This window comes from Moraxella catarrhalis (genome assembly GCF_001656295.1).
Taxonomy (GTDB): domain Bacteria; phylum Pseudomonadota; class Gammaproteobacteria; order Pseudomonadales; family Moraxellaceae; genus Moraxella; species Moraxella veridica.
Genome location: NZ_LXHE01000022.1, coordinates 56,903 through 82,385, shown reverse-complemented (window position 1 = coordinate 82,385; position 25,483 = coordinate 56,903). Strand labels below are relative to the sequence as shown.

The window sequence follows — 25,483 nt, the reverse complement described above, 5'->3', positions numbered from 1 at the left end:
TGCCTCACAAATCATGTCAAGCGATTAGCCAGTATTATGATATTATACTTCAGTCAGACTTATTTATTATGGTTTTTTGGCGATCAGCACCGCACGCTTAGGTCTGGGATATCCCTCGGCAGTTTTTGAAGGATCTTTGGTATCCAAAAAATCATCTAAAGAATGATAAGTCATCCACTCAGTGGTTCGCTGTTCATCATTGGTTGTGATATTAATATCAACACAGCGAACCTGAGCAAAGCCTATTTTGTCTAGCCACAGCTGTAAGGCAGATACTGAGGGTAAAAAATACACATTATTCATCATTGCATAGCGATTTTTGGGAACAAGTACCGTATTTTCATCACCGTCCACCACCAAAGTCTCAAGTATCAGCTCACCGCCTTTTGTCAGCTGATTTTTTAATTGTAATAAACAATCAAATGGTGATGCTCGGTGATATAATACACCCATACAAAAAACACTGTGAAATAATCCTGACTGATTTTTATCTTGGGGCAGCTCCTCTAACCCCACAGGAATGAAATGAATGGGCGACTGCTCATAATGGTTTTTTATGTTACCAAGAAAGTGTCGAGTCGCCATAAACTGATGGTAAAATAAGCAAGACGGATCGATAACAATCACCGTACTAGCACCCGCCCCAACCATACGAAAACCATGATAACCCGAACCTCCGCCAACATCCAACACTCGCTTACCAGTCAAGTCGCCAATGTATGGCAATATTCTGTCCCATTTTAAATCGCTACGCCATTCTGTATCAATATGGATTAGCCGATCGCCTTGCCCAAATTTAAATCCACCTTTTCGCCATGGCATGAGATTTTTTAACAAAGCTTCACTACAGCGATAATCGCTGTGAGTAAAGTCAATCTGTGAAGTAATACAAGCGGCATTTAGATTAATTTCATTAGGCGTAACATCAGGCAGCTTATCAATGATTGATTCATAATATGGGGCATGTGCATAGCGATCTTTATTTTTAATGCCAGCTAACCAATCTGGTAATAATTTGAGCCATTTATACGCCATCGGATGATGCTGAGCTAGGTCAAATAGGGTTTGATAAAGGTCTTTTTCGGCACGAGTGATTGTATTCATAAGGTCATCGGTCTTCATCATTGGGCAAAATTTGGTACTAAAAACTTGGCAGCTGGTGATTAACTTATCATCATTTAAAAGCCACAATGGACGCAAAATTTAAAAACATAAACCAAGTCAAGCTACGCTCAAAACCTGCCTGTGCCAAGCGTTCATGGTGCTTGGGCAGCGTGTCGGTGATGAGCACATTTTCAAGTGCGTTACGCTTACCGCTGATCTCCATATCACTGTAGCCATTGGCACGCTTAAAATCATAATACCGCTCCACTCGCCACGCATCGTCTTGTTCATCAGTTAGGTGAGTTTTTTCGGTCAAAATCAAAATACCACCTTCTGCCAAAGCGTGATGGCATTTTTGGAGTAATAACAATCGCTGATCTGGTGGTAAAAATTGTAAGGTTAGATTAATAATAATCAAATCACAGGGCAACAAATCCACTTGACAAACATCATCCAACCAAAAGCGAATATCATGATCAGGATAATGCTCACCCACGACCGATTTGGCCCGCTCAATCATTGGTGCTGAGATATCGATGGCATGAATCTCAAGCTCATCAGGAGCAAATTTATCCGCCAAAGCAAAGCTCACCGCCCCAAGTGATGTTCCTAAGTCATAGACACGGCTCACACGCGCTCCACGATCACCAACTTGACGCAACAAACAATGGCGGCGTGCCAAAATCGGTAGCATCGCAAGCACTTGCCCATAGCCTGGCACACTACGGCGAATCATATCAGGAAAACACGCCACCACTTCTTCATCAAAACTAAAGCGAGCCGACTTATCAAGCGGTGTGGTAAATAAAGTATCGTGGTTGGTATTTGGCATGACTTATGATAGACTTAAAAAGGTGTTATTATAGCATTGATTAGGATAAAAATATGAAAACTATTTTATTAGGCGGTGGCTGCTTTTGGTGCACCGAGTCGGTATTTGATTCATTAAAAGGCATCAACTCTGTCGTCAGTGGTTATGCTGGCGGTGCAGGTGATACAGCAAATTATCAGGCTGTCTGTACAGGTGAGACGGGTCATGTTGAGGTCATTGAAGTGAGCTATGATGATTCAATACTTGGTACTGATGCGATTTTGTCGGTATTTTTTGCCACGCACGATCCAACAACGCTCAACCGTCAAGGTAATGACATTGGCACGCAGTACGCATCAGTGATTTTTTATACCGATGATGAGCAAGCCAAAGTGGCTAAAGCGATGATTGAATCATTACGCTCAGAAGGCGTAAATGTGGTCACAAAACTTGAGCCTGCACCAACATTTTACCCCGCTGAGGACTATCACCAAAATTACTATGCCAATAACCCCACGCAAGCCTATTGCAATTTTGCCATTCCGCCCAAGCTTGCCAAGTTGCGTACAAATTTTGCACATTTATTAAAAGACAATCAAAATACATAACATTTGGCGGTGTTTTTGGGATACAAGATACATCAAAAGATAAGGCAGTTGGCTTGGTTATAAGATGCACAGTATTCATCAAAACACTTTAAGGAATATTATGAAATTACACACATCCGCCCTAGTACTGGCTATGGCTGGTATCATGCTATCACAAACGGCATTTTCCAATGATTCTGCCAACCTTAGCAACAGCGAATTTCAGCAGTGTCTTAGCACTTTAAAAAACAGTAGTACCTTTCGGAGTGTCTCTGGGGCGACATTTGAAAAATATCGCCCATCGCAGCCTGATCCTAGCGTCATTCGCTCGCTCAATTATCAGCCTGAATTTAAAAAAGATGTTTGGGATTATTTGGCGTCTTTGGTAGACAGTGAGCGTGTCCAAGATGGTATTCGTGCCAAGTATGAGCAAGCAGATGTACTACGCCGCATTGAGAGCCGCTATGGCGTCAAGCCTGAGCATGTGCTGGGGGTATGGGGCGTTGAGAGTAATTTTGGTCAGACGCTGGGTAAAAAAAATTTATTTGACAGTCTAGCGACTTTATCTTGTTTTGATCGTCGCCAAAGTTATTTTCGTGGTGAATATGCCAATGCACTAAAAATTGTCCAAAATGGTGATATTCGCCCTGAGGATATGACAGGTTCTTGGGCGGGAGCATTTGGTCAGACACAGTTTATGCCGAGCACCTTTTTGGAGCTTGCGGTGGATTTTGATGGTGATGGGCGTAAAGATTTGGTCAACTCAAAAGCCGATGCATTGGCAAGTACTGCCAATTTCTTGGTGAAACGAGGCTATCGCCTAGGCGAACCTTGGGGCTATGAAGTGCGTCTTAATGGCTATAATGGCTCAAGCGGTCGCCGCAATAAGCAATCGATCAACCACTGGCACGCTCAAGGCATCACCTTGCCAAATGGGCAACCTATCCCAAATAATATGGCATCAGCAGGTTTACTACTGCCCGCTGGTAGGCAGGGTCCTGCATTCTTAGTGGGTAAGAACTTTGATACTTTTTATTCTTATAATGCTTCAGAAAGCTATGCGTTAGCCATTGCCCAGCTGTCTGATCTTGTGCGTGATGAAAATACCAATACCAACTTTGCCACACCTTGGCCAACAGATGACCCTGGTATCGGTCGCCGCGAATCCAAAGAGATTCAGCAAGCGCTCATCAATGCCGGCTATGACATCGGTGCGGTCGATGGCATCATCGGCGATAATACGCGCCGAGCGATCATGGATTATCAGCGGAAAGTTGGCGTCACGCCTGATGGTCGCGCAGGGCAAAAGTTTCACCGATTGATCACCGGTCACACTGCTTCTATTCAGCCCGCCCAAACACCGGTTCAATCTATCACCATGCCTGCACCTCAGTATCAGCCAGTGCAGCCAACCATCAGCACACCAGCTGCTAGTGCGGTAGGGACGGTGACGATAAAACCTGCAACCACACCATCCAACACAGGGACAACCTATCGGCGTATCATCAATGCCGACGGCAGTTCATCATGGATATTGGTTGAGTAATCCAAATAAAAGCCCAAGATAATCTTGGGCTTTTATTAAGTTTTTACTTTGATGCGAAAAGTCAATTAAAAATCACTCTTCTTCTTTATCATCATCCCATTTGGCATAGGATTTTGAAGGATCAATCCCTTGACCTTTAAGATACTCCACCTGCTCTTCTAGCGTGCGTTTTTTCTCGGCATCATGCATGGTATCGCTTAATTGATCGAATTGTTCAATTTTTTCACGCAAAGTACTTTTTTTGGTATCGGTTGTCATCACAAGCTCCATTTTGGTGGTGGATTTAGTCATTAAATTCTTAATATCATTACACCAAATTTTCATCACAATTGCAAATCTAGCGAGCACATTTTTCATGAATCTTCATATAAAATAATCACCGTAAGTAATCTTTAACCTGTTATAACTTACCCCAATAAATAACTCACCGTGATTATCCCAGTGACAAGCTTTTAAAAAGTCATAAAGAATTTGAGCGATTGATCTTTTGGATTAAACGGTGACTTAGTTTCATCAAAATCTCGATCAAAGAATGGTGTATGAATCTCTTGGTTTGACATAATCATTTACCTTGTTGGATAACGAATTTTTAATGTGGGTGATTTTTTACCAGGTGAGATAAAATCGATCGTTGTTCCATCTGGATTGCTTTTGGACACTGTACGAAGTTGCACTTTTGAACCATCTGACAAAATAACAGTTTGAATTTTGGAGCCGTCTTTTGCTGTTCGGGTTGCAACTTGCACATTTTCCGAAATTGTCTGAAAATCAGCGACAGAATACCTGCTTGGTGGCAAATTAATATTGGTAAGACTTTGATCTGATGCATCCTTGCCAGAACGAATAATATCATTTATTTTGTTTTTGGTGTCTTGAGATACTCCTTGATAATTACGAATGGTGGGAGTGCCGACTGTAGCAACCTCGCTATTTTTGTGAGTTTTCGCTGAATTATTTACTTGCGTTCGACTACCACCTCTAACCGACTGTCTCGAAACCGCATTATAAGCTTCTACAACAGAACCTGCAATTTGATGGCCTGCAGCAGTTACAGCAGCCATTGGTCCATGAATATAAGTAATAAGCGAGCTTTCCAATTGATACAAATACTCAGGAGTACCCGCATGTTCAATCATATATCGATATTTTTGAGATCTCAAATGATTACGACAGGTATTATCTTTACACTGATGATTATAATGCTCAATAATTTGTGTAACGCTATTTTCCCATGCTGCTATTTCCTGAGAAGTCATGCCAGCATGTTCATAGCTGACATATTTCCATTGATGTATGATTGCATCGCAAGCTGCTAAAGATCCAGAGGAGCAAAATGTATTATAATGCAGATAAAAGTTTTTTATGTCATAAGATTTTACGAAAGCATTATTTTGAACCGCCACTAAAGCTTCATTAGCTGCTGTATCCACATCAAAGTCATACAGTAGGGCGATCGTACCTGCGGTAAGGCGAGCGGTGTTTAATACTTTATTGTAGTCATCTGAGCCTGGTTTTATCTCACCTGATTCAAATCGCTGTCTTAACTCTCCTGTTACTAACCAATCCCCAACCATCTCACCGATGATACTACCCACAGCACCTGCTTCACAGTCTTGTTTTTTAGCGGCAGCTGAAACGCAGCCTGTTAAGCCTGCAGCAAGCTTGTGAGCAATATTACTCATAAAGGCTGCATCATTGATATCTAATGGTTTAACACCATAAGCGCGATGCACCCCTCTCCCTAAAGCAACGGGATTTCTCCAGCGAGCATATCACCTCCGATGTGGAGTATGTTCTTTGGTGTATTGACATCACGATCATGTGTGGTGTTACAAGCAGTGCAAACCCATACCCTTATCTCAAGACATACTCCACCTTTCAGACTATTATTTGATATACTCAAATAATATAAACAAGCTTGGGTTATATTTGGGCTATAAAGGATTCACTGACTTCTGCAAACAAAGAATCTGTGCGTAAGCATTATTACTTAAGCTACTTTATATTGACCACCTGAAGTCTCAGGTTTATGGCGAGGGGAATAAAGCTTCAATCAAAAGCCTGACTTAAACATTGATGGGCAAAAAGTCGCTATCAACAAAGCTGATTGGCACCTGTGAGAGTCTGCGCGCGGTGGCAGGCACATCACCTGCCAAGCTAGATGCATAGAATTTGAGCGGCTCATCAAGCACCTCGCCATCAGCACTCACCCCAAAAAACTCAAGCAAAGACTTGACTCTTTGGGCGATGGCAGCACCTGAATCAAGCAAGGTCATCGCAATGTGTTGTTCATCAATCCAATCTTGCAAAAATTGCCGAAAAAACGGATAATGCGTGCAACCCAAAACAAGCATATCCACGCCCTGCTGATACCATGCTTGGGTTTGTTTGATCAAAAGATCGGCGACATGATGATCGATTGGCATCCCCGACTCGACCCACGGCACAAGCATTGGCTCAAAGTGCTTATGTACTGTGATACCTTTGGATGTTGCCACCTCATGAATGACTTGGGCAAGCAATTGCCCTTGAAGCGTCGCTTGCGTTGCCAGTAAAGCAATTTGGCGTGTTTGACTCATCTCACAAGCAGGCTTGACTGCAGGTACCAAGCCCACAATGGGAATACGGCAACGAGTACGAAGCGTTGTCAATGAATACGCCGAAGCACTGTTACATGCGATGACAATCAGCTTACAGCCTTGACGACACAGCCAATCCACCGCCTGCAGAGTCAAAAATAAGATCTCATCACCTGACTTATTGCCATAAGGCAGATTTTGGGTGTCTGCATAGTACACATATCGCTCTTTGGGCATAAGTTCTGACAGATGCCGATACACCGATAAGCCACCAACCCCAGAATCAAAAATGCCAATGGGTGCAGATTTTGGGGAATTTATTGAATCAAAATGCGGATGTATCATGTTGCAAGCCTTATAACTTTAGGCTCATCAAAGACGCTTTTAAAAGCACCAAGTAAGCCTAACCGTGCTGTTCAATCTGATAGATTTTACCACCACTGCTCAGTTTTAGCACGGTTTTGTTCTGCCCATTTTCTTGGATTTGGCCAAGCTCACCCATTTGGATCAAATGATACATGGCATTATTCATCAAGCGTGCGGTCAGCCCAAAGCGCGTGTCGATATACACTCTCTCTTCTTCACCAAACTGCTTAAAATACAACGGATGATCCTCATCCAAGCGAATCACATCGCCATTTGTCGTACCAAATTCTATCCACTCACCATCAGCATCCGTCACTTGGGTGACTTGATTGATAAATAATGGGGCATCGGTCACATGGATTTGATACTTATCGGTCGGAGTTTTGAGATAATGAATGGCTTGACCATCATGCCACTCCACCCACAGCACACTGGCGAACAGATCCACAAGTGACTGACGAGTCACTTTCTCGCCTTCATGCCACCACTCGCCATTATCGCGGATTTCGATATTCAGGGGCGACGTTCGTGTGGGCTGCCACTTTTGCAGCGGTGGAATTTTGCGTATCTTGCCGCCCTCGCCTGCTTCCTTGGTTTGGATGGCTTTAAGATCTTGGATCAGTGAATTGGATAAGTCTTTGTTTTTATTATTAATATCATCTATATTTGCCATGATGCTCTCCCTGTTATTTGACCAAAACCATGCCAAATGATCAAAAAATTAGCCTGATTTTTTGATCAATTATTTTACCAATTTAGCTTATCATGGCGTTTTTTAGGGGGAATTGCAAGGAGTTTTTATACAAGGCGTTGATAACAATTAAAGCCATTTTACGAAGATTTCTCAAATTTTTTGGGATATTAGCGGTCTTTTACTTCAAATTGGTCAATACAAACCTTTCAAAAAAACTTGCCTAATTAGCGAAGATTGCTACAATAGACACTGTTGAAATGTTTTGGCAAGAATTTTGCCGCCTGATTTGCCAGCTGCTTTTACTGCTCGCCCGTTTTTGATATTTGACCTATTTTTTTAAGGATACTTCATGCAAATCGAACGTGAATCTATGGAATTTGATGTCGTGATCGTCGGCGGTGGACCTGCAGGTCTATCCGCTGCAATCCGCTTACGCCAATTGGCGATCGCTGCTGGGATGGATGAGTTTACTGTCTGCGTCATCGAAAAAGGCTCAGAATTTGGAGCACACACCCTATCAGGCGCCGTGATGGAAACGCGCGCGCTTGATGAGCTGATTCCTGACTGGAAAGAGCGCGGCGCACCGATCACAGTAGAAGCCAAAGAAGACCGCGTATATATGCTTACTAGCGAAAAAGGCAGCGTCACCTTACCTAGCTCAGTTGTACCAAGCAGCATGCACAATGATGGCAACTATATCGTATCGCTTGGTAATGTGGTTCGCTGGCTTGCCGAACAGGCAGAAAGCTTGGAGGTGATGATGTTCCCAAGCTTTGCAGCAAGCGATGTTTTGTATCATGAAGATGGCTCGGTACGCGGTGTGGTGACAGGCGATATGGGTCTGAACGCTCAAGGCGAACCAAAAAACAGCTTTGAGCCTGGCTATGAGCTGCTTGCCAAATACACCATCTTTGCCGAAGGCTGCCGTGGACATCTTGGCAAGCGTCTGATCAGCCGTTTTCATTTGGACAAAGACAAAGATCCGCAGCACTATGGCATCGGTCTCAAAGAGCTTTGGGAAATTGATGCCGATAAGCATGAGCAAGGCGTCATCATGCATGGCTCAGGCTGGCCACTGTCAGAAACTGGTACTACAGGCGGCTGGTGGCTGTATTTTGCTGAAGACAATCAAATCAGCTTTGGCTTAGTGGTTGATTTGTCTTACCATAATCCACATGTCTCACCATTTGATGAGCTTCAGCGTCTTAAGCTGCACCCAATCATTCGCCCGATCTTAGAAGGCGGTAAGCGTCTGTCATATGGCGCACGAGCCCTAACTAAAGGCGGTCTAAACAGCTTACCAAAATTGACTTTTGCTGGCGGTGTACTGGTGGGCGATGATGCAGGCTTTCTAAACCCTGCTAAGATCAAAGGCACCCACACCTCTATGAAATCAGGTATGCTCGCTGCCGAAAGCATCTTTAATGCCATTCAAGCAGGGCGCAGCGCTGATGAGGCAACCGAATACCAATCTGCTTTTGAGAACTCTTGGCTGTTTGAAGATGCTTATCAAGCTCGCAACTTCTCGCCATCATTGCATCGCATGGGCACTTGGATGGGCGGTGCGTTTACTTTTATTGAGCAAAACTTATTTGGCGGCAAAATGCCATTGACCATTCATGACAACACCCCAGATTACTCAACGCTTGATAAGGCCGATCATGCCTACAAGCCTGATTATCCAAAGCCTGATGGCAAGCTGACTTTTGACAAGTTATCAAGCGTGTTTATCTCAAATACAAACCACGCCGAAGACCAGCCAAACCATCTGCGCCTGACAGATCCAACGGTGCCTGTTTCGGTCAACTTACCGCTTTATGCTGAGCCAGCGCAGCGCTATTGCCCAGCAGGCGTCTATGAGATCGTCCAAAAAGAAGGTGAGGCACCTAAATTTGTGATTAATAGCCAAAACTGCGTCCATTGTAAGACTTGCGACATCAAAGATCCGTCGCAAAATATCACCTGGGTGACCCCTGAGGGCGGTGGCGGTCCTAACTATCCAAATATGTAATCTCAATACATAAAAGACCAAAAAGCGCTTCATCACATCATGAAGCACTTTTTTATTTGGGGACATGACTAAGCCAACATCATGTATTGATAAAACAGTTAGACTGGCTTACGATAGCTGTGGATCAGCTCATGAGAGATGGAATCTAGAGTATCTGCATCAGACGTTTTGGCAATTTGACGAATCAGTCTTGAGGGGCTGTGCATGAGGGTTTGACTGAGCGCATGAGAAAATTCGCTCAGTACCGCTTTGGCATCCTCACCTTGATCAATCTGCGCCATCGCCTGACTGAGCAAGGCTTGAGTGCGTGCTTCGGCCATTTGACGATAATCTCGGATGTGCGTACGGGCAACCTGTGCCTGCATCTGCGCTTCGATGTCTGCCACCAGCTGACCCACCAAAAGCTCCGCTTCAACCGCCGCTTGCTTACGCTCAGCGATATTACCTGCGATGACATGCTGCAGATCATCCACCGAATACAGGTAGATATTATCCATCTGTCCAACCGAAGGCTCAATATCTCTTGGCACTGCCAAATCCACAAGCAGCATCGGCTGATGGCGGCGTATCTTGAGCGCCTGCTTGACCATAGCGGTATCGATGAGCGCCTGCATGCTCCCACTGCAGCTGCTGACGATGTCCGCCTGTGGCAACACCTCGCCCAGTCTATCCAGACCTGCAAGCTCAATCTCAAGAGTGCGCCCCGCTTGCTTAGCCATCTCAGACAGCTCATCAGACAGCGCTTGAGCTCTGTCAGGACTTCGGTTGCAGATGATGATTTTTTTGACGCCTAAGGCAGCGACATTATGTGCCACCAAGCGATTCATCTCGCCTGCCGCCACCAATAAAAAGGTCAATTTACTTGGCGTATCAAAAATCTGCGTAGCAAGACGAGCAGTTGCAAATCCCAAGGTCACCGCTTGCTGGCCGACTTTGGTGTCACGGCGCACCGTCCGCGCCGCAGCAAACACCTGCTGCGTCAGCCACCCAAAATCGCTGTCCACACCGCCATACTCTCGAGACAGTGCCACCGCCTGACGAATCTGACCCAAAATCTGCGGCTCGCCAAGAATCATTGAGTCCAGACCTGCCGCCACTCTCAGCCAATGATTAAGTGCGCGTGAGTCTTCATAAGTGTACAAATAAGGGGCGATCTCATCAAATGACACGCCCTTGAATTCTGCCAACCATTCGCCAATCACCTGAAGCTTAGCAGATGTCAGACCGCCTGATTGCTCGTCTTGAGACTCGTGCTGACCGCCCACATCATCACTGATGCCAACATAAAGCTCGCTGCGATTACAGGTTGAAACGATGGTGCAGCCATTTGCCAATGTCGATAACTGCCCGATTGCCTGAGGCATATCCGAGCCAAACGAAAGCCGCTCCCGCAGTGAAACGGGGGCAGTCTTATGATTGACTCCGATGACAGCTAATTTCATACAAATGACCAAACAGCCCAAGCTGTTGCTATAATTTAAAAATTCACTATTATAACAGCTTTGATGCCATCACCGCCAATAAATTACAAGTTTATTTTATTGAATATTTTAAATTTCAGTCTTTTATATAAGTTGTTAATGACGCTCTTTGATGAAAAGATCGGGAAAATAAAGGCGTGATCGTCGATTTACACAATTTCATGCCATTTCGTTTTGGTTATTTTGACGGTTTTGTTTGCACTTATCAAAAATACTTTTATAATAGAGCGTATTGCACCTTTAAATTTAGGTTATTTAATCATCTCACCTTCAGGAGGTGTTTGGCAGGTTATGAATTGGCTTGGGCGTAAACGGCGGTATCACTCACACGATGTCTCAAAATCGGCACATCAAGGTACACCTGCACCCAAAAATTCTGTCAAAACCTTAAAAGTATCCAAGTCCATTCTGACCGCTTCAATACTCACAGGCTTGATGGTAGCCACCGCTCTACCGACGCACGCCAATATCTTTGATCCTTTATTACGCATTTTATTGCCATTTTATAAAAAAGTACCAAAAGCCGAGGCAGAACCTGAAGAGTCTTTAGATAATATCACTCAGACGCCCCCTGACATGGCTGATATAGGCGAAGAAGCGTCCCTGATCACACATCAAGAAGATGTATCGCTGCCAGATGCCAGCATTCCTGAGATTTTGTTGGGGGATACGCTGATCGCTGAAGACATAGAGCCTGTGCTGAATACGCCTGATTTATATGCGCTGATGGATGCTGAATTTGCCGCTGATCGTGGTGATATTGAGCGGGCTTTGAATATTTATAAGGCAGAATCCTTTAAACAAAATGCCACCAATGTGTTTGAGCGGGCTTTGTCTTTATCGATTGAGTATGAAGCGCCTGCTCAGTCGTTGGCATTTGCCACCGCTTGGCAAGATCGCAATCCTGACCATATTCCTGCTTGGTTTTATGTGACCCACTTAGCACTAAAAGCGGGTGAATACAACCAAGCCGCCGCAATGATATCAACCATCTTACACTACGATCCACGCTCAGATTTAGGGCAAATCTTGACTGGTATCATACCACCCAAACGAGAAGATAAGCGAGCTTTATTATACGCTTTACAGGGTCTTGGTGAAAATAATGCATCCATCTCTGTACTTAGAGCGGGGATCTTGATGGGATTGGCGGATTATCAAGCGGCACGCCTGCATGTCAATCAAGCCTTAAGCATTGAGCCAAACAATTTGGCGTTTATTACCCTAAAATTAGATATCTTGCGTGCTGCCAATCAGCTGGATGAACTTTGGAGCTATCTACATCAAGCACGCAAACAACTGCCCAAAGAAAAAGAACTTTATTTGTACGAAGCTCGGCATCTGATTGAAGTGGGTGACCTTAGTCAAGCTTGGCAACTTTTGACACAAGCTATCAAAAATACTCAAGATAAGGACATTATACTCTTGGCAGGACTGGTTGGACTTGACAGCGGTCGTTATGCCGATGCCATTGAGATACTTAAACCTTTGACTAAGAATACACAGATAGCAAGTCAAGCACATTATTATATCGGTATTGGCTATGAACGCCTAGGCAATCCCCAACAAGCACGAGAAAACTTTGAAAAAGTACATCATTATGAACATGTGCTTGATGCCACCAATAAAGTTGTTGGTTTTTATTTGGCGGATAATAACACGACTGATGCCATCAAAACACTGATTCGCCTGCGTGATGAATTTGAAAATTACGCCACCGACAGCTATATCCTCCAAGCTGAGATTTATTTGCGTCAAAATAATCAACAAAAAGCCAAAGACCTGCTGACGGTCGCAAACCGTGAATATCCTGATGATGACCGCTTGTTGTATGCCAGTTTTCAATTGCTCGAAAATGAACTTGAGCCACAAGATAAGCGCCAAGCTATCAATCGACTGCTTGAGATTGATGAATACAATCCTCGCTATCGCTTGGCAGATGCCAAACTTCGCTTGAGCCAAAACGCCAATGATGATGATGCACTCAATACCGCCTCAGAGATTAGCAATATCAGCTTTGATGATCCAGAGTATGACAGCCAGCTTCAGTTGGATGCTCTGCTTGTTCTTGGTAATCACGCATTGGCTGCACAAAATTATGAAGCAGTCATTGATTATCTGCAAGCACCTTATGAAGTGATGCCCAATCTTAATGTTGGTATTACGCTGCTTCGAGCTTATCAAGGGCTTGGTAATAATGAAGCAGTAGCAAATCTTTTGGCTGACTTACAGTCTCGTTTTGCCAACTCTAGTGCCATTGCTGACGATAGCCAAATTTATTAAAAACTCTTAAGCATCTAGGAGACAGATTGTGAAAAAAATTGCATTTGCTGCTTTGAGCGTATCCGTACTTTTATTAAGTGCTTGTACCAACATACAACCAAGCACCCAAACGCCCACCACCCTGCCTACTGCGGACACCCCTCTTAAATTTGCGATTACAGGCAAAATCGGCGTGGTTACCACCACCCCCGAAGGCAGGCAAGCAGGCAGCGCCTTTTATGCTTGGGCGCAAGAGGACAATCGATTCAGCATTGATTTGACAGGTGCGCTCGGTATTGGCGCAACCCAAATCCGCTATAACGGGACAACTGCCGCCTTGGACAGTGAACGCACAGGCACGATGACTGCCGACACGCCAGAAGCGCTTTTGTTGACCGCTACAGGTTGGCAAGCGCCGATCTCTCAGCTACCACACTGGATCTTGGGACGCAGCGCCCCTGATGATAGCGTCGCTGACTATGATGGCTCGGGTCGACTGGTACATGCTGCTAATGGCGCATGGCGTGCCCAGTTTGATTATGATAAAAGCTCTCTGCCCTCGCGCCTGCGTATCACGCATACCGATCAGCACAGCGTCACCATGACCATGGTGCATCAATAACACATGGCGTTAAAGATTTTTTCTCCAGCAAAAATTAATTTATTTTTGCATATCATTGGCAAGCGTCCCGACGGCTACCACGACCTACAAAGCGTCTTTCGTACGCTGGATTTTGGTGATTGGTTGAGCTTTGATCTGACGGATACAAAAAAGCCTTTAATCACGCTGACAGGTGCCGAAGGGTTGACCGAAAAGCTTGATCAAAATTTGATCGTTAAAGCCATCACCTTACTTGCCAAACACTTTCCAAACCAAGCCAAGCCTTTGATGATTGATTTACAAAAACATATCCCAACAGGTGCAGGCTTAGGCGGCGGTTCAAGCAACTGTGCTACGACGCTCATCGCACTCAATCAGCTGTGGTCGCTTGATTTATCACTTCAAGCGTTGATTGATTTTGCCAAACAGCTTGGTGCAGATGTACCATTTTTTATTTTTAGCCACTTTCACCAACAAGATGCAATTGTCTGTGGCATCGGTGAGATTTTAACACCGCTTAAGCTGCCCTCGGCGCGTTATTTGCTCTTATTTCCTCAGGCACATCTGTCCACAGCTCAGTTTTTTGCACATCCTGACTTACAAAAAAACTGCTCGCCCATACCAAATATTGGCAATCTCTATGATGACTATGGCAATACCATGACCGATGCATTTGTTAATGTCTTTGAGCCGATTGCCGTCATGCACTCGCCCGCCGTTGCCTTGGCACTTCAATATCTAAAATCACTACAAATATCCACTGGCACGACCGCACGCTTAACAGGTACTGGTAGCACGGTATTTTTGCCCATTCCTGACAACATAGATGACGCAATGCTCAAACACTGGCAAGCTGCTGCACCATGCCCCACGGTCATTGCACAAAATTTATATTAAAAAATTATATAATTTTCAATGAGTTGCATAAATTTTAAGACAAATTATGCAAAAATGGTTGCATTCATTTTAAAATTTGGTATAATTTTTGCCCTATACAGGGGTATCGCCAAGTTGGTAAGGCATCAGGTTTTGATCCTGACATTCGTTGGTTCGAGTCCAGCTACCTCTGCCATTTTTGTCCGATGCATTGCATAAGACACTCGGTCATCGCACCGAACCAAAGAATCCGATCAAATGGTTCTTTTACTGATGATTTAATCAGTACCTACAGGGGTATCGCCAAGTTGGTAAGGCATCAGGTTTTGATCCTGACATTCGTTGGTTCGAGTCCAGCTACCTCTGCCATATCTAAATTGGGTCAGTCATTTGTGATTGACCCAATTTTTTTATTCAGTTTAACCAAGGTTTTTTATCAAAAACCGACAAAATCTTATAAAAACTTTTCAAAAATCCCCATGCCCCCTGCAAATTATGGTTCAAAAATGCTAAAATATAATCTCAATTGGTTATGTTAGCTTTCGATTCGCTTTTATAGGATTTTTACCATGTCATATATGGCTGTCTTTTCAGGTAGTGCCAACCCTAAACTTGCCCAAACCGTTGCCGATAATCTGCACATTCCTTTGGGTAAGGCAGACATCAATCGTTTTTCTGATGGCGAAATCGCTGTTGAAATCAAAGAAAATGTTCGAGGTAAAGATGTATTCATTCTGCAGCCAACCTGTGCGCCTACCAACGATCATTTGATGGAAGTTATTTTGTTGGCAGATGCACTGCGTCGCTCAAGTGCTAGCCGTATCACAGCCGTGATTCCTTATTTTGGCTATGCTCGCCAAGATCGTCGCCCTCGTTCAGCTCGTGTACCTATCTCTGCCAAGGTGGTCGCTGATATGCTGTCGATTGCTGGTATTGACCGTATTATGATGGTTGATTTGCATGCCGATCAAATTCAAGGCTTTTTTGACGTGCCTGTCGATAACCTATACGGCACGCCTGTGCTATTGCGTGATCTTAAGCAACAAAACTATGAAAACTTGATGGTCGTTTCACCAGACGTTGGTGGCGTGGTGCGTGCTCGTGCCATGGCGAAGCTGCTTGGCGAAGCTGACCTTGCCATCATTGATAAGCGACGTGCTCGCGCTAACGAATCGCAAGTGATGCATATTATTGGTGATGTCTCTGGTCGTGACTGCGTCATTGTTGATGATATCGTGGATACTGCAGGCACACTATGCAAAGCTGCTCAAGCACTCAAAGACCATGGTGCACGCCGTGTGGTTGGCTATATCACCCATCCTGTCTTATCAGGAAAAGCGATCGAAAATATCCAAAATTCTGCCTTGGACGAGCTGGTGGTGACTGACACCATTCCATTATCTGAAGAAGCGGCGGCTTGCGCGAATATTCGCCAAGTGAGCATCGCATCTATGATTGCTGAATCATTGCGCCGCATCAATAACGAAGAATCGATCAGCGCCATGTTTGAGTATGACGTTTGATCCATTTGTTACTCATAAAAATTCCGCCAAATAGTGGCGGAATTTTTTTAACGCATACGCGATAAAATATTATCTTTTAAGATAAATTGATGGTACAGCGCCCCAATGATATGCGCCGCCACCAAAGCAAGCAATATCGGCCACACAAGATCAGTATGCCAATCCATTAGCCGACCTGCCAGCTCATCGTTGGTCGTCTCAAAGCCAGAAATATTCATCACGCCAAAAATATTGATGCCGTAGCCGCCATACATGGATGCCAAAAACGCCGTCAAAGGCATCACAATCATCGCGGCATATAAGGCAAGATGAACGACATTTGCCGTGATGGTGTGGATTTTTGATACTGGCAGTGGCGCAGGATCTTTGGTCAACACCCGATTGACAATACGAAGAAGCGTCCAAATCAAAAAGCTCACCCCAATGGATTTATGCAAGCTAAGATAATCCTCGCCTTGCTCAATCAAAAACCAAGCCAGCACGATCAATAGCGCGCCAATCCAATGAAAAATGCGTGCCGCCAAATTGTATTTTATCGCATCAGCAGAGGTCATCTGAGTCATGGTTAGTACACCCCAATAATTGAATAATTCAAGCCATTTTTGGTTAGTCATTTAATAAGCAGTTAAACATAAACCAACTATAAGGCTTGATTGAAAGACTTAATCAATAAAAGTTAATTTTATAAAACTTAAAAATAATTCCATTTTATCAAAATATCTTCAAGCTAATATTCTGCAACTGTTGATATTTTGTATCCGTACCTGCTGAGAGTTTTGCTTTGATTGATTGAAGGAATTGCTATCACCCTCATCAAAAATCATGCTAAGATGGGTGCACACAATACGCTAACTCGGATAAGGATCGGCATGACCGCTCATAAAGATCAGTCAACCAAACCCCCAAAAATACGCCTAAAAAGCCCCTTTACTACCCTAAGTCTCATCGCTGCATTGACGATGGGTGTGGCGGTGAGCGCCTGTAGTGACGACCGCCCAAATCCCCCTGCCGTCAAAGCTGCGGATGATGGCATCACGCTTGATAAAGACAGTATAATGACCGTCAAGATGTCCAAATATCAGCCAAGTTTTGCCTTTGATGGCAAAATCATCCCAGCCAATCACGCATCGTTAAGTCTTGATACCGCTGCGACAGTTGAGCATATTTTTGTGAATGCAGGCGATGATGTCTCTAAAGACGATGTACTGCTCAGCTATTTGACCCATTTAGAATCCTCGCCCAGCGAAATCACTGCCCTACATGCGCCATTTGATGGGATGATTCATACCATCTTTGCCCACGCAGATGAGCACTACGATGCCAAGACGCCTTTGGTCGAGATCTATGATATCTCTCAATTAAAATTCATCAGTCATCTGTCTTCGGCACTGATGGATTATATTAAGTTGGGTGATGCGGTGACTTTTGGGATTGATGGCGTGGCTCATGTCGGACAGATTAGCCAAGTCAATGTCAATGAGCAAAACCCCCAACTGATCGAAGCGCACGTCATCATCAAACCAAATCCTGATGAAAAGCCCAAAGACCTGCTTGGGCGGCGCGTGGTTGGGCACATTGATTATGGACAAATCCAAGTTGGGGTGATGATGCCTCGCAGGGCTGTTTATGATCGCCAGTTGAACATCTTAGCTTTAGATGGGTTTGATGAGCCGCCGCATAAGCCAGATGCGCCGATTGATGGCTATGTTTGGGTAGTAAAACAAGATCATCGGCTGTCTTTATCACCTGTTAAAATTTTGGAATACCACCCCAAGACTGAGCAGTTTTTGGTACAAGGCATCACCGAAGACAGCCTTGTGACCACAGCGACGCTGCCCAAGGAAGCACACGATAAGCAAGTGACTGTCCGCTAGGCACCTAAGCGTAAGATGTTGGCATCCATACAGCCAGATAAATGTTACACATTTTTGAAATTGTTTGCTAAAATTGAGAAAATTGACCAATTTTTATGCAATTTGGCTACAAATATACACTTGCCAACACCTATAAAACTTGGCAAGATAGCCTTATATATGAATCACTATAATTTAAATTTAAGGGCATTAAAATGAATAAACAGATCCTACTGATTGAAGATGATCCAGATTTAGCGGAGCTTATCAGCGATTATCTTTCTATGAATTATTACGAAGTGCATCATGCTTCCACCGGTCAAGGCGGCTTAGATATTTTGGACGCCAAAGAGCGTGATATCAGCTTGATTGTTTTGGATTTGATGCTTCCAGATATGGATGGCATGCAAGTTTGCCAAAAAGTACGCGGCTCAAAAAATGCCATGATTAATAAAGTGCCTATCGTGATGCTCACCGCCAAGGGAGACACCACCGACCGCGTTTTAGGACTTGAGATGGGCGCTGATGACTATATCGCCAAGCCATTTGAGCCGCGAGAGCTGTTAGCGCGTATCCGTGCTGTCTTGCGTCGTCATGAGACGCCAAATCAGGCAGACACCAATTCAGGCAGCCTTACTTTTGGTCGCTTGACAGTTTATCCAGACAGCCATGAGGTCACGATTGATGAAAAGACCGTCCGTCTGACCACACACCAGTTTCAGCTTTTGCATTACTTTGCTACGCATGCTGGCAAAGTGCTCAATCGTGAGCAGCTATGGCAAGCCATGCCAAACGATGACAGCTCAGAAAATATTGATCGCGCCATCGATGTTCACATCTCAAGACTGCGCGCCTTGATTGAGGACAACCCACGTCAGCCTAAGCGCATTATCACAGTGCGAGGCGTTGGCTATCAATTTGCCACCGATCAAGTTTAACGACAGTATTATCCAAAACCATCAGGCGACAGGCTTGATGGTTTTTCTGCATTTGATTGGAGTGTTTCGCCACTCCGTGGCTCATATCTGATGTGAGCGTGGGTCATCATTTAATTAACAATTGGAGTCTTATGAGCTCGGTACATCATGGCAAATTTGGTTTTCGCTCCATTTCGGCGCGATTATTTATCAGCGTTTTTTTGGCGCTTTTAACCTTTACCATTGCTTTTGTGCTGCTGTCTCAATTTGCGCATAACAATTCTGATCATGCAAGAAACCGAGCTGTCGCCAGTCAAATCATGAATCAAATTGAGCCGTTTTTGGCGGAGGCGCACACCTTATCAGCTCAAAATAATTTGCTGCAAGCGCGCTTTTCTTTGGTAGTTATCAAAAAAAGTTTTGATATTTTTGATGAAAGCTTGAACGCCAAAATTGGGCTGTATGACCCACAAGGGCGGCTGATGCTACAAACCGAGAATACTGATTTGCCCGAAACGCTTTTGCCTGATCCGCCGTGGATTAGCCAAATTTTTGCGTCGTCGCCCCCACATATTGTGGTGGAGAGCGCGCTTGGGTATTCTTTATGGTATGAAAATCGCATTCCCAGTCCTGAGCGCCCTTTGATGGCGTGGTTTAATCTATTTTCAGGAACGGTTTTGTTATTTACCATCATGTCGGCGGTGCTTTGGTGGATTTCGCACAGTATTACTTGGCGAATCAATCAACTAAGCCGACAGATGAGCCGCTTGGGTGAAGGCGATTTTAGTGTGCGCGTCAGCGAAGAGGGTAATGATGAGATCGCAGTGCTTGCGCATGGCTTTAACCAATCTGCCCAAAAAATCGAACAGCTGATCAATGCCCACAGCCTCTTGCTTGCACACGCTTCACATGAGTTTCGCACACCCATCACTCGGATTCGCTTACAAATTGAGATGATGGACATGCTGACAAGCCAGCTTGATGAAGCCACCAAAGCCAAATTTGACAAACGGGCTTCTGCGGTGAATCGTGATTTGACAGGGCTTAATGATTTGGTTGAAAGCATTTTGTTGGTATCTCGGCTAGATGCAGGGCACGCTCTACAAGCCACTGAGCAAGTCGATTTGTATGAGCTGATCCGCTCAGAAGTTCAGCATTATCCTGAAGCGACATTGATCGGCGAACCAGTGAGCGTGATGGCTCAGCCAAAATTACTTACCCATCTGGTGCGCAACCTGCTTAATAACGCCATGATTCACGGCATACCACCTGTTCAGGTTTATTTGTATCACGCCACCAATATTCAAGAAGCTAACTCAATCCCTCAATACTTGCTAGACAGTTTTTGTGAAATTGGTGATGGTGATATTTTACACTCAAAATCAGATGAAGCAAACACTTTAGACAGCAAAACTCCGACTGATTTTTTAAAGCGTCTGACTCGTCCCAAAGATAAAGAGCAAAAGGCAGATCAGCCAAATTTTGCAGTGCTTGCTTTTATTGATCAAGGCTTAGGTATTCCTGAGGATAAGCGTAAGGACATTTTTAGCCCTTTTGTACGCCTAAAGCAAGAAAAAAAGGGGTCAGGGCTTGGGCTATCATTGGTATCGCAGATTGTTGAAGCTCATCACGGCACAATCATCACAGATACTTGGCTTGGGCATACACGCTTTTTGGTGATTTTACCACTGGCTGCCAAATCAAAACCACCGTCTTAGACATTAAGAATAAATCCACCAATCATTAATGAAACAGACAGGCATCATTGTCATCATTTTAATGTTTGGTTCGTATATGATATAATATAGGGTTTACTTCATTGATCAAGGCAATTTAACGATGTCCACACACTCCCTCTCGCCCATGATCACCCTCTTAGGTGTTAGCAAACAATTTGTTATTGAAAAAGAGGGTAAAACGACGAGTTTTACTGCGGTACAGCCAACCGATTTGACCGTCCAAAGTGGCGAAATCTACGGTATCATTGGTGCTTCAGGTGCTGGTAAATCTACCTTAATCCGCTGTGTCAATCTGCTTGAGCGACCAAGTGAAGGCTCTGTTGTGATTGACGATGTGGATTTGACAGCCTTGTCTGAGCGTGAACTCATCACTCAACGCCGAAAAATTGGCATGATTTTTCAGCACTTTAACCTGTTACACTCTCGCACGACTTTTGAAAACATTGCCCTACCACTTGAATTATCAGGCACACCCAAGGCGGTGATTGCCAGTAAAGTGGGCGACCTGCTTGAGCTGGTTGGCTTAAGCGACAAAAAAGAGGTTTATCCTGCCAATTTATCAGGCGGACAAAAACAGCGTGTTGCCATTGCACGAGCTTTGGCATCTGACCCAAAGGTTCTTTTGTGCGATGAAGCAACTTCTGCACTTGATCCTGCAACCACCCAATCTATCTTAACTTTGCTTAAGAAGATTAATGAAGAGCTTGGCATTACCATTTTATTAATCACACATGAGATGGATGTGGTGAAGCGTATTTGCGATAAGGTTGCAGTGATGGACAAAGGCGTGCTGATTGAACAAGGCAAGGTCGGTGAAATTTTTGCCAATCCTCAAACCAAACTTGCCAAATCCTTCATTCGTTCGACATTTCATATCGGTCTGCCAAACAGCTATCTTAGCCAACTCAAATCCGAACCTGCGTTGGGATTATCACCAGTGATTCAGTTTGAATTTACGGGCAATTCAGTGGATATGCCGTTATTTTCGCTTGCTTCAAAACAATTTGATGTAGATTTTAATATTTTAACCTCACAGATGGATTATGCAGGCGACATAAAATTTGGCTTTACCATTGCCGAGCTTATCGGTGAAGGCACCTCAGTTATGCAAGCAATAGAATTTTTAACCGCCCATCGGGTCAATATTGAGATTATCGGCTATGTGGAATGAAATCGTCACAAAATTTGTCAGTGAAATGCACCCAAGAATGTGGGAGATGGTTGCCCAATCCACTTGGGAAACCATCTATATGGGGCTTGCTGCCACTGCCATCGCTGTTTTGGTTGGGCTACCGATAGGGTTTTTGGCATTTTTAACCGATAAAGGGCGTATCCTTGAAAATCGCAGTACATTTGTGATTTTGGATGTTATTATTAATATTGGTCGCTCCGTTCCTTTTATTATTTTGCTCATTATTCTCATGCCAGTCACACGATTTTTGGTGGGAACAACCCTTGGCACAACAGCTGCCATTGTCCCTTTGAGTGTGGCAGCAATTCCATTTTTTGCACGCTTGACCGCCAATGCTTTATTAGAAGTACCCACAGGACTGACCGAAGCTGCCAAATCTATGGGTGCAACACATTGGCAGGTTGTCAGCAAATACTATTTTGCCGAAAGCCTGCCCATTTTGATTAATGCGGTCACATTGACCTTGGTGTCTTTGATTGGTTATTCTGCAATGGCAGGCGTGGTTGGCGGTGGTGGCTTGGGAAGCCTTGCGATTAACTATGGTGAGCATCGCAATATGGTATATGTCAAGTGGATTTCAACCATCATCATTGTTGCCATTGTGATGATTTTTCAAAAAGCTGGCGATGTCTTGGCAGCCAAAGTTGACCACCGATAGCCACGCTGAATCAACCTGTACAAAATTGAAAAAATTTCATAAGTTTTTATGTGAAATATCATCATTGACACTTGCTCTTTTCTCATCTTTTATGCTTTAATAGATAAGTTTTTATGGCTTTTGTCAATACTTAAGCGATTTTTGAACATATAACTTTATTTTATTTTGTAAGGTCATTTTATGAATTTTGGTAAAATTTTTGGTATTTGTGCGTTGGCATCTGGCATCGCATTGGCAGGCTGCAGCAATCAATCAAACGAACCAGCTGCCATCTCTGATACAGCTGCACAGACTATCAAGGTTGGCGTCATGGCAGGTCCTGAGCAAGCTGTGGCAGAGGTAGCAGGTCAGGTCGCTAAAGAAAAATACAACCTAACCGTTGAATTGGTTGAGTTTAATGACTATGCTATGCCAAACTCAGCCGTCTCAAAAGGTGAGCTTGACGCCAATGCCATGCAGCACAAGCCTTATCTTGAAAAAGACAGCCAAGAAAAAGGCTTGGATAACTTGGTCATCGTCGGTAACACTTTTGTTTATCCATTGGCAGGTTATTCAACCAAAATCAAGACATTGGATGAGCTACAAGATGGCGCCATCATCGCTGTTCCAAACGATCCATCAAACTTGGCTCGTGCGCTGATTTTGCTAGAAAAGCAAGGCTTAATCAAGCTAAAAGACAACACCAACCTATTCTCAACCACGCTTGATATCGTAGAAAATCCAAAGAATCTGGTGATCAAAGAAGTCGATACTTCGGTTGCTGCTCGTGCGATTGACGATGTTGATCTGGCGGTGGTGAATAACAACTATGCTGGTCAAGTCGGCTTAACTGCAACAGAAAATGGTGTTTTTGTTGAAGACAAAGACTCACCTTATGTCAATATCATTGTCGCTCGTGCAGATAATAAAGACTCTGAAGCGATCCAAAACTTCGTCAAAGCCTATCAAACAGACGAAGTGGAAGCTGAAGCCAAAAAGCAATTCAAAGATGGTGTTATCAAAGGCTGGTAATCTGACCAATCTTACCATAAAAAATCCTCCAACCGTTGGAGGATTTTTATTGAGCCATCAAAGTCATACTTTAACGCTCGGTGCCTTGAGCGGCGTTACGCTCATCAATTTCACTCATCGGCGTTGCGGGTACAAACTGTCCATTATTAACATCCGTTCCGCGTGCGGCATGTTCTGTTTTAAGCGACTTGGCAACTTCAGGCGGCATATAGTTTTCGTCATGCTTTGCCAGCACTTCACTGGCAACAAACACGCCATCTTGTAGCTCACCTGTCGCGACGATGCCTGAATTTTCGGCAAATAAATCTGGCAAAACACCCCGGTAACTGACTGGTACGACAGCTTTATAGTCGGTGATTTTAAATTGTATGTTCAGCTGATCGCTAGGGTCTCGCTGAACACTGCCTGCAACCACCATGCCGCCTACTCGGATACGCTTAGCTTCAGGAGCTTGACCTGCAGCGATCGCAGTTGGATCAAAATAATAATCTGTCTGATTACGAATGGCATATAAAATCAAACTGACCGCCACGACAGCACCCAGCAGCACTGCCAGCACCCACATCAGTTTTTTTTGTCGTACAGAGTTCATTATCCCCCCACATCGTTTAAGTCGCCATATGCTCAAATGCTCATTACAGCGATAAATTCAGCCAAGCACCTACTGACGGCGCTGTTTGTTGGTTAATCGTCCGCGTGCATGCTGACGACTGAGTTTTTGGATGGTAACTTTACGCTCATTTTTGGTATAAATAATTAATCCCAAAATAGCAATCACAGTCAATGCATAACATAGCCACACATAATAACCATGATCACCCATCGCAATAAATTCGCTCATTGACTTAAAATATGGTGTCATCACACACCTTCCTGACTTTGATTAATCAATCGCATCACCCAAGCCTTATTGGCTTCACAAGCTAAAATCAGTGAATTGGCACGATAAATAGCAATTGCCGCCACCATAAAGTACATGCCCAAAATCATAATCAAAAGTGGCACCCACATGGACGCACTCATTTTTGGTGCATTGGTAACGGTAAATGTTGCACCTTGATGTAGCGTATTCCACCATTCAACAGAGTACTTGATGATGGGCAAGTTCACCGCACCTACGATGGATAAAATGGCAGCTGCTTTTCCGCGGTTGCTACTATTTTCAAAAGCAGAAAACAGCGCAATCACACCAGCATACAAAAACGCCAAAATCAGCATGGAGGTTAGGCGTGCATCCCAAACCCAATAAGTACCCCAAGTGGGTTTTGCCCAAATTGAACCCGTCAATAAGCTGATCACACAAAAGATGAATCCAATGGGTGCAATGGCTTGGGCGACGATGTTGGCGGTCTTAATTTTCCAAACCAAAAAAATCACACCAAGCACACTTAAAGCAAAATAAATGCTCATCGCAAGACTTGCTGCGGGTACATGAATAAAGATAATGCGATAGCTGTTACCTTGCAGATAATCAGGTGGCGCAAAACCAAGCGCCCACACCAGACCAACGCCAAGCAACACAGCAGCGATTGCAGCCAAATACTTCACCCAAGGCGAAAAAATATGGAAAAATCGCTCAGTACCAACGGTAGTCAAAAACCCTTGCCACAGACGGTCAAAAAACCCGCCATTTTTGGGAGCTGTGTTTGGGGCTGGGCTGTGTTTTGGCATA

25 protein-coding genes and 2 tRNA genes are annotated in these 25,483 nt (G+C 44.2%); 15 read left to right on the top strand and 12 right to left on the bottom strand.

The features are described 5' to 3' along the window. Nucleotides 1-66: 66 nt before the first annotated feature. Both cmoB and cmoA read right to left on the bottom strand, forming a co-directional pair. Complete coding sequence (cmoB, locus tag AO382_RS09105) at nt 67-1,104, bottom strand: tRNA 5-methoxyuridine(34)/uridine 5-oxyacetic acid(34) synthase CmoB (protein WP_064620478.1); 1,038 nt, start codon at nt 1,102-1,104, stop codon at nt 67-69. A 70-nt stretch (nt 1,105-1,174) separates the two neighbouring features. Continuing rightward, nucleotides 1,175-1,936, bottom strand: coding sequence for a carboxy-S-adenosyl-L-methionine synthase CmoA (gene cmoA / locus AO382_RS09100; RefSeq protein WP_064611505.1), 762 nt, complete (start codon nt 1,934-1,936; stop codon nt 1,175-1,177). 53 nt (nt 1,937-1,989) lie between these two features. Between cmoA and msrA the strand changes: the two genes are divergently transcribed. Both msrA and AO382_RS09090 read left to right on the top strand, forming a co-directional pair. Continuing rightward, a complete protein-coding gene (gene msrA, locus AO382_RS09095; protein WP_064620393.1) occupies nt 1,990-2,523 on the top strand; it encodes a peptide-methionine (S)-S-oxide reductase MsrA in 534 nt (177 codons plus the stop codon). 100 nt (nt 2,524-2,623) lie between these two features. After that, a complete protein-coding gene (locus tag AO382_RS09090) occupies nt 2,624-4,048 on the top strand; it encodes a lytic murein transglycosylase (protein ID WP_064620390.1) in 1,425 nt (474 codons plus the stop codon). A 72-nt stretch (nt 4,049-4,120) separates the two neighbouring features. On the opposite strand, the gene AO382_RS09085 is transcribed toward AO382_RS09090, so the two are convergent. From AO382_RS09085 to AO382_RS09070, 5 genes are all read right to left on the bottom strand, one after another. Continuing rightward, nucleotides 4,121-4,306, bottom strand: a complete 186-nt coding sequence (locus AO382_RS09085) for a hypothetical protein (protein WP_227513674.1) — start codon at nt 4,304-4,306, stop codon at nt 4,121-4,123. A 308-nt stretch (nt 4,307-4,614) separates the two neighbouring features. Then, a complete protein-coding gene (locus AO382_RS11125; protein ID WP_227513673.1) occupies nt 4,615-5,781 on the bottom strand; it encodes a hemolysin in 1,167 nt (388 codons plus the stop codon). Nucleotides 5,782-5,789: 8 nt separating this feature from the next. After that, entirely contained in the window at nt 5,790-5,951 is a 162-nt protein-coding gene (locus AO382_RS11500) for a zinc ribbon domain-containing protein (RefSeq protein WP_162270581.1), read from the bottom strand. A gap of 163 nt (nt 5,952-6,114) precedes the next feature. Beyond that, the gene (gene murI, locus AO382_RS09075; protein WP_064620387.1) at nt 6,115-6,972 is read right to left on the bottom strand and encodes a glutamate racemase; all 858 of its coding nucleotides are present in this window, start codon (nt 6,970-6,972) and stop codon (nt 6,115-6,117) included. Between the two features lie 58 nt (nt 6,973-7,030). After that, nucleotides 7,031-7,666: a DUF1285 domain-containing protein gene (locus AO382_RS09070; RefSeq protein WP_064620385.1), complete on the bottom strand. Its 636-nt coding sequence runs from the start codon at nt 7,664-7,666 to the stop codon at nt 7,031-7,033. A 370-nt stretch (nt 7,667-8,036) separates the two neighbouring features. Between AO382_RS09070 and AO382_RS09065 the strand changes: the two genes are divergently transcribed. After that, nucleotides 8,037-9,698 (top strand): electron transfer flavoprotein-ubiquinone oxidoreductase, encoded by a 1,662-nt coding sequence (locus AO382_RS09065; protein ID WP_064620382.1) that lies wholly within the window; start codon nt 8,037-8,039, stop codon nt 9,696-9,698. A 98-nt stretch (nt 9,699-9,796) separates the two neighbouring features. On the opposite strand, the gene hemA is transcribed toward AO382_RS09065, so the two are convergent. After that, nucleotides 9,797-11,140, bottom strand: coding sequence for a glutamyl-tRNA reductase (gene hemA / locus AO382_RS09060; RefSeq protein ID WP_064620379.1), 1,344 nt, complete (start codon nt 11,138-11,140; stop codon nt 9,797-9,799). A gap of 330 nt (nt 11,141-11,470) precedes the next feature. Between hemA and AO382_RS09055 the strand changes: the two genes are divergently transcribed. The 6 genes from AO382_RS09055 (at nt 11,471) to AO382_RS09030 (ending at nt 16,441) form a co-directional block, all read left to right on the top strand. After that, nucleotides 11,471-13,462 (top strand): tetratricopeptide repeat protein, encoded by a 1,992-nt coding sequence (locus AO382_RS09055; protein WP_064620472.1) that lies wholly within the window; start codon nt 11,471-11,473, stop codon nt 13,460-13,462. Between the two features lie 28 nt (nt 13,463-13,490). Next, a complete protein-coding gene (locus AO382_RS09050; protein WP_064620376.1) occupies nt 13,491-14,063 on the top strand; it encodes an outer membrane lipoprotein LolB in 573 nt (190 codons plus the stop codon). A 3-nt stretch (nt 14,064-14,066) separates the two neighbouring features. Continuing rightward, on the top strand, nt 14,067-14,939 hold the full coding sequence (ispE, locus tag AO382_RS09045) for a 4-(cytidine 5'-diphospho)-2-C-methyl-D-erythritol kinase (RefSeq protein WP_064620374.1): 873 nt from the start codon (nt 14,067-14,069) through the stop codon (nt 14,937-14,939). Between the two features lie 99 nt (nt 14,940-15,038). Further along, a tRNA-Gln gene (locus tag AO382_RS09040) sits at nt 15,039-15,114 on the top strand. A gap of 97 nt (nt 15,115-15,211) precedes the next feature. Further along, nucleotides 15,212-15,287 (top strand) — tRNA-Gln (locus tag AO382_RS09035). Nucleotides 15,288-15,487: 200 nt separating this feature from the next. Next, a complete protein-coding gene (locus tag AO382_RS09030; RefSeq protein WP_064620371.1) occupies nt 15,488-16,441 on the top strand; it encodes a ribose-phosphate pyrophosphokinase in 954 nt (317 codons plus the stop codon). A 47-nt stretch (nt 16,442-16,488) separates the two neighbouring features. Here AO382_RS09030 and AO382_RS09025 read toward each other — a convergent pair whose 3' ends face one another. After that, a complete protein-coding gene (locus AO382_RS09025; RefSeq protein ID WP_064620470.1) occupies nt 16,489-17,004 on the bottom strand; it encodes a cytochrome b in 516 nt (171 codons plus the stop codon). Between the two features lie 306 nt (nt 17,005-17,310). On the opposite strand from AO382_RS09025, the gene AO382_RS09020 reads away from it, so the two are divergent. From AO382_RS09020 to AO382_RS08990, 6 genes are all read left to right on the top strand, one after another. After that, nucleotides 17,311-18,315, top strand: coding sequence for an HlyD family efflux transporter periplasmic adaptor subunit (locus AO382_RS09020; protein WP_064620368.1), 1,005 nt, complete (start codon nt 17,311-17,313; stop codon nt 18,313-18,315). Nucleotides 18,316-18,509: 194 nt separating this feature from the next. After that, a complete protein-coding gene (locus tag AO382_RS09010) occupies nt 18,510-19,232 on the top strand; it encodes a response regulator transcription factor (RefSeq protein WP_064620365.1) in 723 nt (240 codons plus the stop codon). Nucleotides 19,233-19,363: 131 nt separating this feature from the next. Beyond that, nucleotides 19,364-20,929: an ATP-binding protein gene (locus AO382_RS09005; protein WP_064620361.1), complete on the top strand. Its 1,566-nt coding sequence runs from the start codon at nt 19,364-19,366 to the stop codon at nt 20,927-20,929. 145 nt (nt 20,930-21,074) lie between these two features. Next, on the top strand, nt 21,075-22,121 hold the full coding sequence (gene metN, locus AO382_RS09000; RefSeq protein WP_064620358.1) for a methionine ABC transporter ATP-binding protein MetN: 1,047 nt from the start codon (nt 21,075-21,077) through the stop codon (nt 22,119-22,121). Continuing rightward, entirely contained in the window at nt 22,111-22,800 is a 690-nt protein-coding gene (locus tag AO382_RS08995) for a methionine ABC transporter permease (protein WP_003664060.1), read from the top strand. The genes metN and AO382_RS08995 overlap by 11 nt, the downstream gene beginning before the upstream one ends. A 180-nt stretch (nt 22,801-22,980) precedes the next feature. Next, complete coding sequence (locus AO382_RS08990) at nt 22,981-23,811, top strand: MetQ/NlpA family lipoprotein (RefSeq protein ID WP_064620356.1); 831 nt, start codon at nt 22,981-22,983, stop codon at nt 23,809-23,811. A 70-nt stretch (nt 23,812-23,881) separates the two neighbouring features. Here AO382_RS08990 and ccmE read toward each other — a convergent pair whose 3' ends face one another. From ccmE to AO382_RS08975, 3 genes are all read right to left on the bottom strand, one after another. After that, nucleotides 23,882-24,403: a cytochrome c maturation protein CcmE gene (ccmE, locus tag AO382_RS08985; protein ID WP_064620353.1), complete on the bottom strand. Its 522-nt coding sequence runs from the start codon at nt 24,401-24,403 to the stop codon at nt 23,882-23,884. A 69-nt stretch (nt 24,404-24,472) separates the two neighbouring features. Continuing rightward, entirely contained in the window at nt 24,473-24,673 is a 201-nt protein-coding gene (ccmD, locus tag AO382_RS08980; protein ID WP_003656294.1) for a heme exporter protein CcmD, read from the bottom strand. Further along, complete coding sequence (locus AO382_RS08975; RefSeq protein WP_064620350.1) at nt 24,673-25,482, bottom strand: heme ABC transporter permease; 810 nt, start codon at nt 25,480-25,482, stop codon at nt 24,673-24,675. The genes ccmD and AO382_RS08975 overlap by 1 nt, the downstream gene beginning before the upstream one ends. Nucleotide 25,483: the final 1 nt, after the last annotated feature.

Excerpts from the sequence above, each read along its gene's own strand:
- AO382_RS09070 (WP_064620385.1), bottom strand. The coding sequence starts at position 7,666 with ATGGCAAATATAGATGATATTAATAATAAAAACAAAGACTTATCCAAT.
- ccmD (WP_003656294.1), bottom strand. The coding sequence starts at position 24,673 with ATGACACCATATTTTAAGTCAATGAGCGAATTTATTGCGATGGGTGAT.
- metN (WP_064620358.1), top strand. The coding sequence starts at position 21,075 with ATGATCACCCTCTTAGGTGTTAGCAAACAATTTGTTATTGAAAAAGAG.
- AO382_RS09085 (WP_227513674.1), bottom strand. The coding sequence starts at position 4,306 with ATGACAACCGATACCAAAAAAAGTACTTTGCGTGAAAAAATTGAACAA.
- AO382_RS09020 (WP_064620368.1), top strand. The coding sequence starts at position 17,311 with ATGACCGCTCATAAAGATCAGTCAACCAAACCCCCAAAAATACGCCTA.
- AO382_RS09030 (WP_064620371.1), top strand. The coding sequence starts at position 15,488 with ATGTCATATATGGCTGTCTTTTCAGGTAGTGCCAACCCTAAACTTGCC.
- msrA (WP_064620393.1), top strand. The coding sequence starts at position 1,990 with ATGAAAACTATTTTATTAGGCGGTGGCTGCTTTTGGTGCACCGAGTCG.
- AO382_RS09005 (WP_064620361.1), top strand. The coding sequence starts at position 19,364 with ATGAGCTCGGTACATCATGGCAAATTTGGTTTTCGCTCCATTTCGGCG.
- AO382_RS08975 (WP_064620350.1), bottom strand. The coding sequence starts at position 25,482 with ATGCCAAAACACAGCCCAGCCCCAAACACAGCTCCCAAAAATGGCGGG.
- cmoB (WP_064620478.1), bottom strand. The coding sequence starts at position 1,104 with ATGAATACAATCACTCGTGCCGAAAAAGACCTTTATCAAACCCTATTT.
- murI (WP_064620387.1), bottom strand. The coding sequence starts at position 6,972 with ATGATACATCCGCATTTTGATTCAATAAATTCCCCAAAATCTGCACCC.
- AO382_RS08990 (WP_064620356.1), top strand. The coding sequence starts at position 22,981 with ATGAATTTTGGTAAAATTTTTGGTATTTGTGCGTTGGCATCTGGCATC.
- ccmE (WP_064620353.1), bottom strand. The coding sequence starts at position 24,403 with ATGAACTCTGTACGACAAAAAAAACTGATGTGGGTGCTGGCAGTGCTG.
- AO382_RS09065 (WP_064620382.1), top strand. The coding sequence starts at position 8,037 with ATGCAAATCGAACGTGAATCTATGGAATTTGATGTCGTGATCGTCGGC.
- hemA (WP_064620379.1), bottom strand. The coding sequence starts at position 11,140 with ATGAAATTAGCTGTCATCGGAGTCAATCATAAGACTGCCCCCGTTTCA.
- AO382_RS08995 (WP_003664060.1), top strand. The coding sequence starts at position 22,111 with ATGTGGAATGAAATCGTCACAAAATTTGTCAGTGAAATGCACCCAAGA.
- AO382_RS09055 (WP_064620472.1), top strand. The coding sequence starts at position 11,471 with ATGAATTGGCTTGGGCGTAAACGGCGGTATCACTCACACGATGTCTCA.
- cmoA (WP_064611505.1), bottom strand. The coding sequence starts at position 1,936 with ATGCCAAATACCAACCACGATACTTTATTTACCACACCGCTTGATAAG.
- ispE (WP_064620374.1), top strand. The coding sequence starts at position 14,067 with ATGGCGTTAAAGATTTTTTCTCCAGCAAAAATTAATTTATTTTTGCAT.
- AO382_RS09025 (WP_064620470.1), bottom strand. The coding sequence starts at position 17,004 with ATGACTCAGATGACCTCTGCTGATGCGATAAAATACAATTTGGCGGCA.
- AO382_RS09010 (WP_064620365.1), top strand. The coding sequence starts at position 18,510 with ATGAATAAACAGATCCTACTGATTGAAGATGATCCAGATTTAGCGGAG.
- AO382_RS09090 (WP_064620390.1), top strand. The coding sequence starts at position 2,624 with ATGAAATTACACACATCCGCCCTAGTACTGGCTATGGCTGGTATCATG.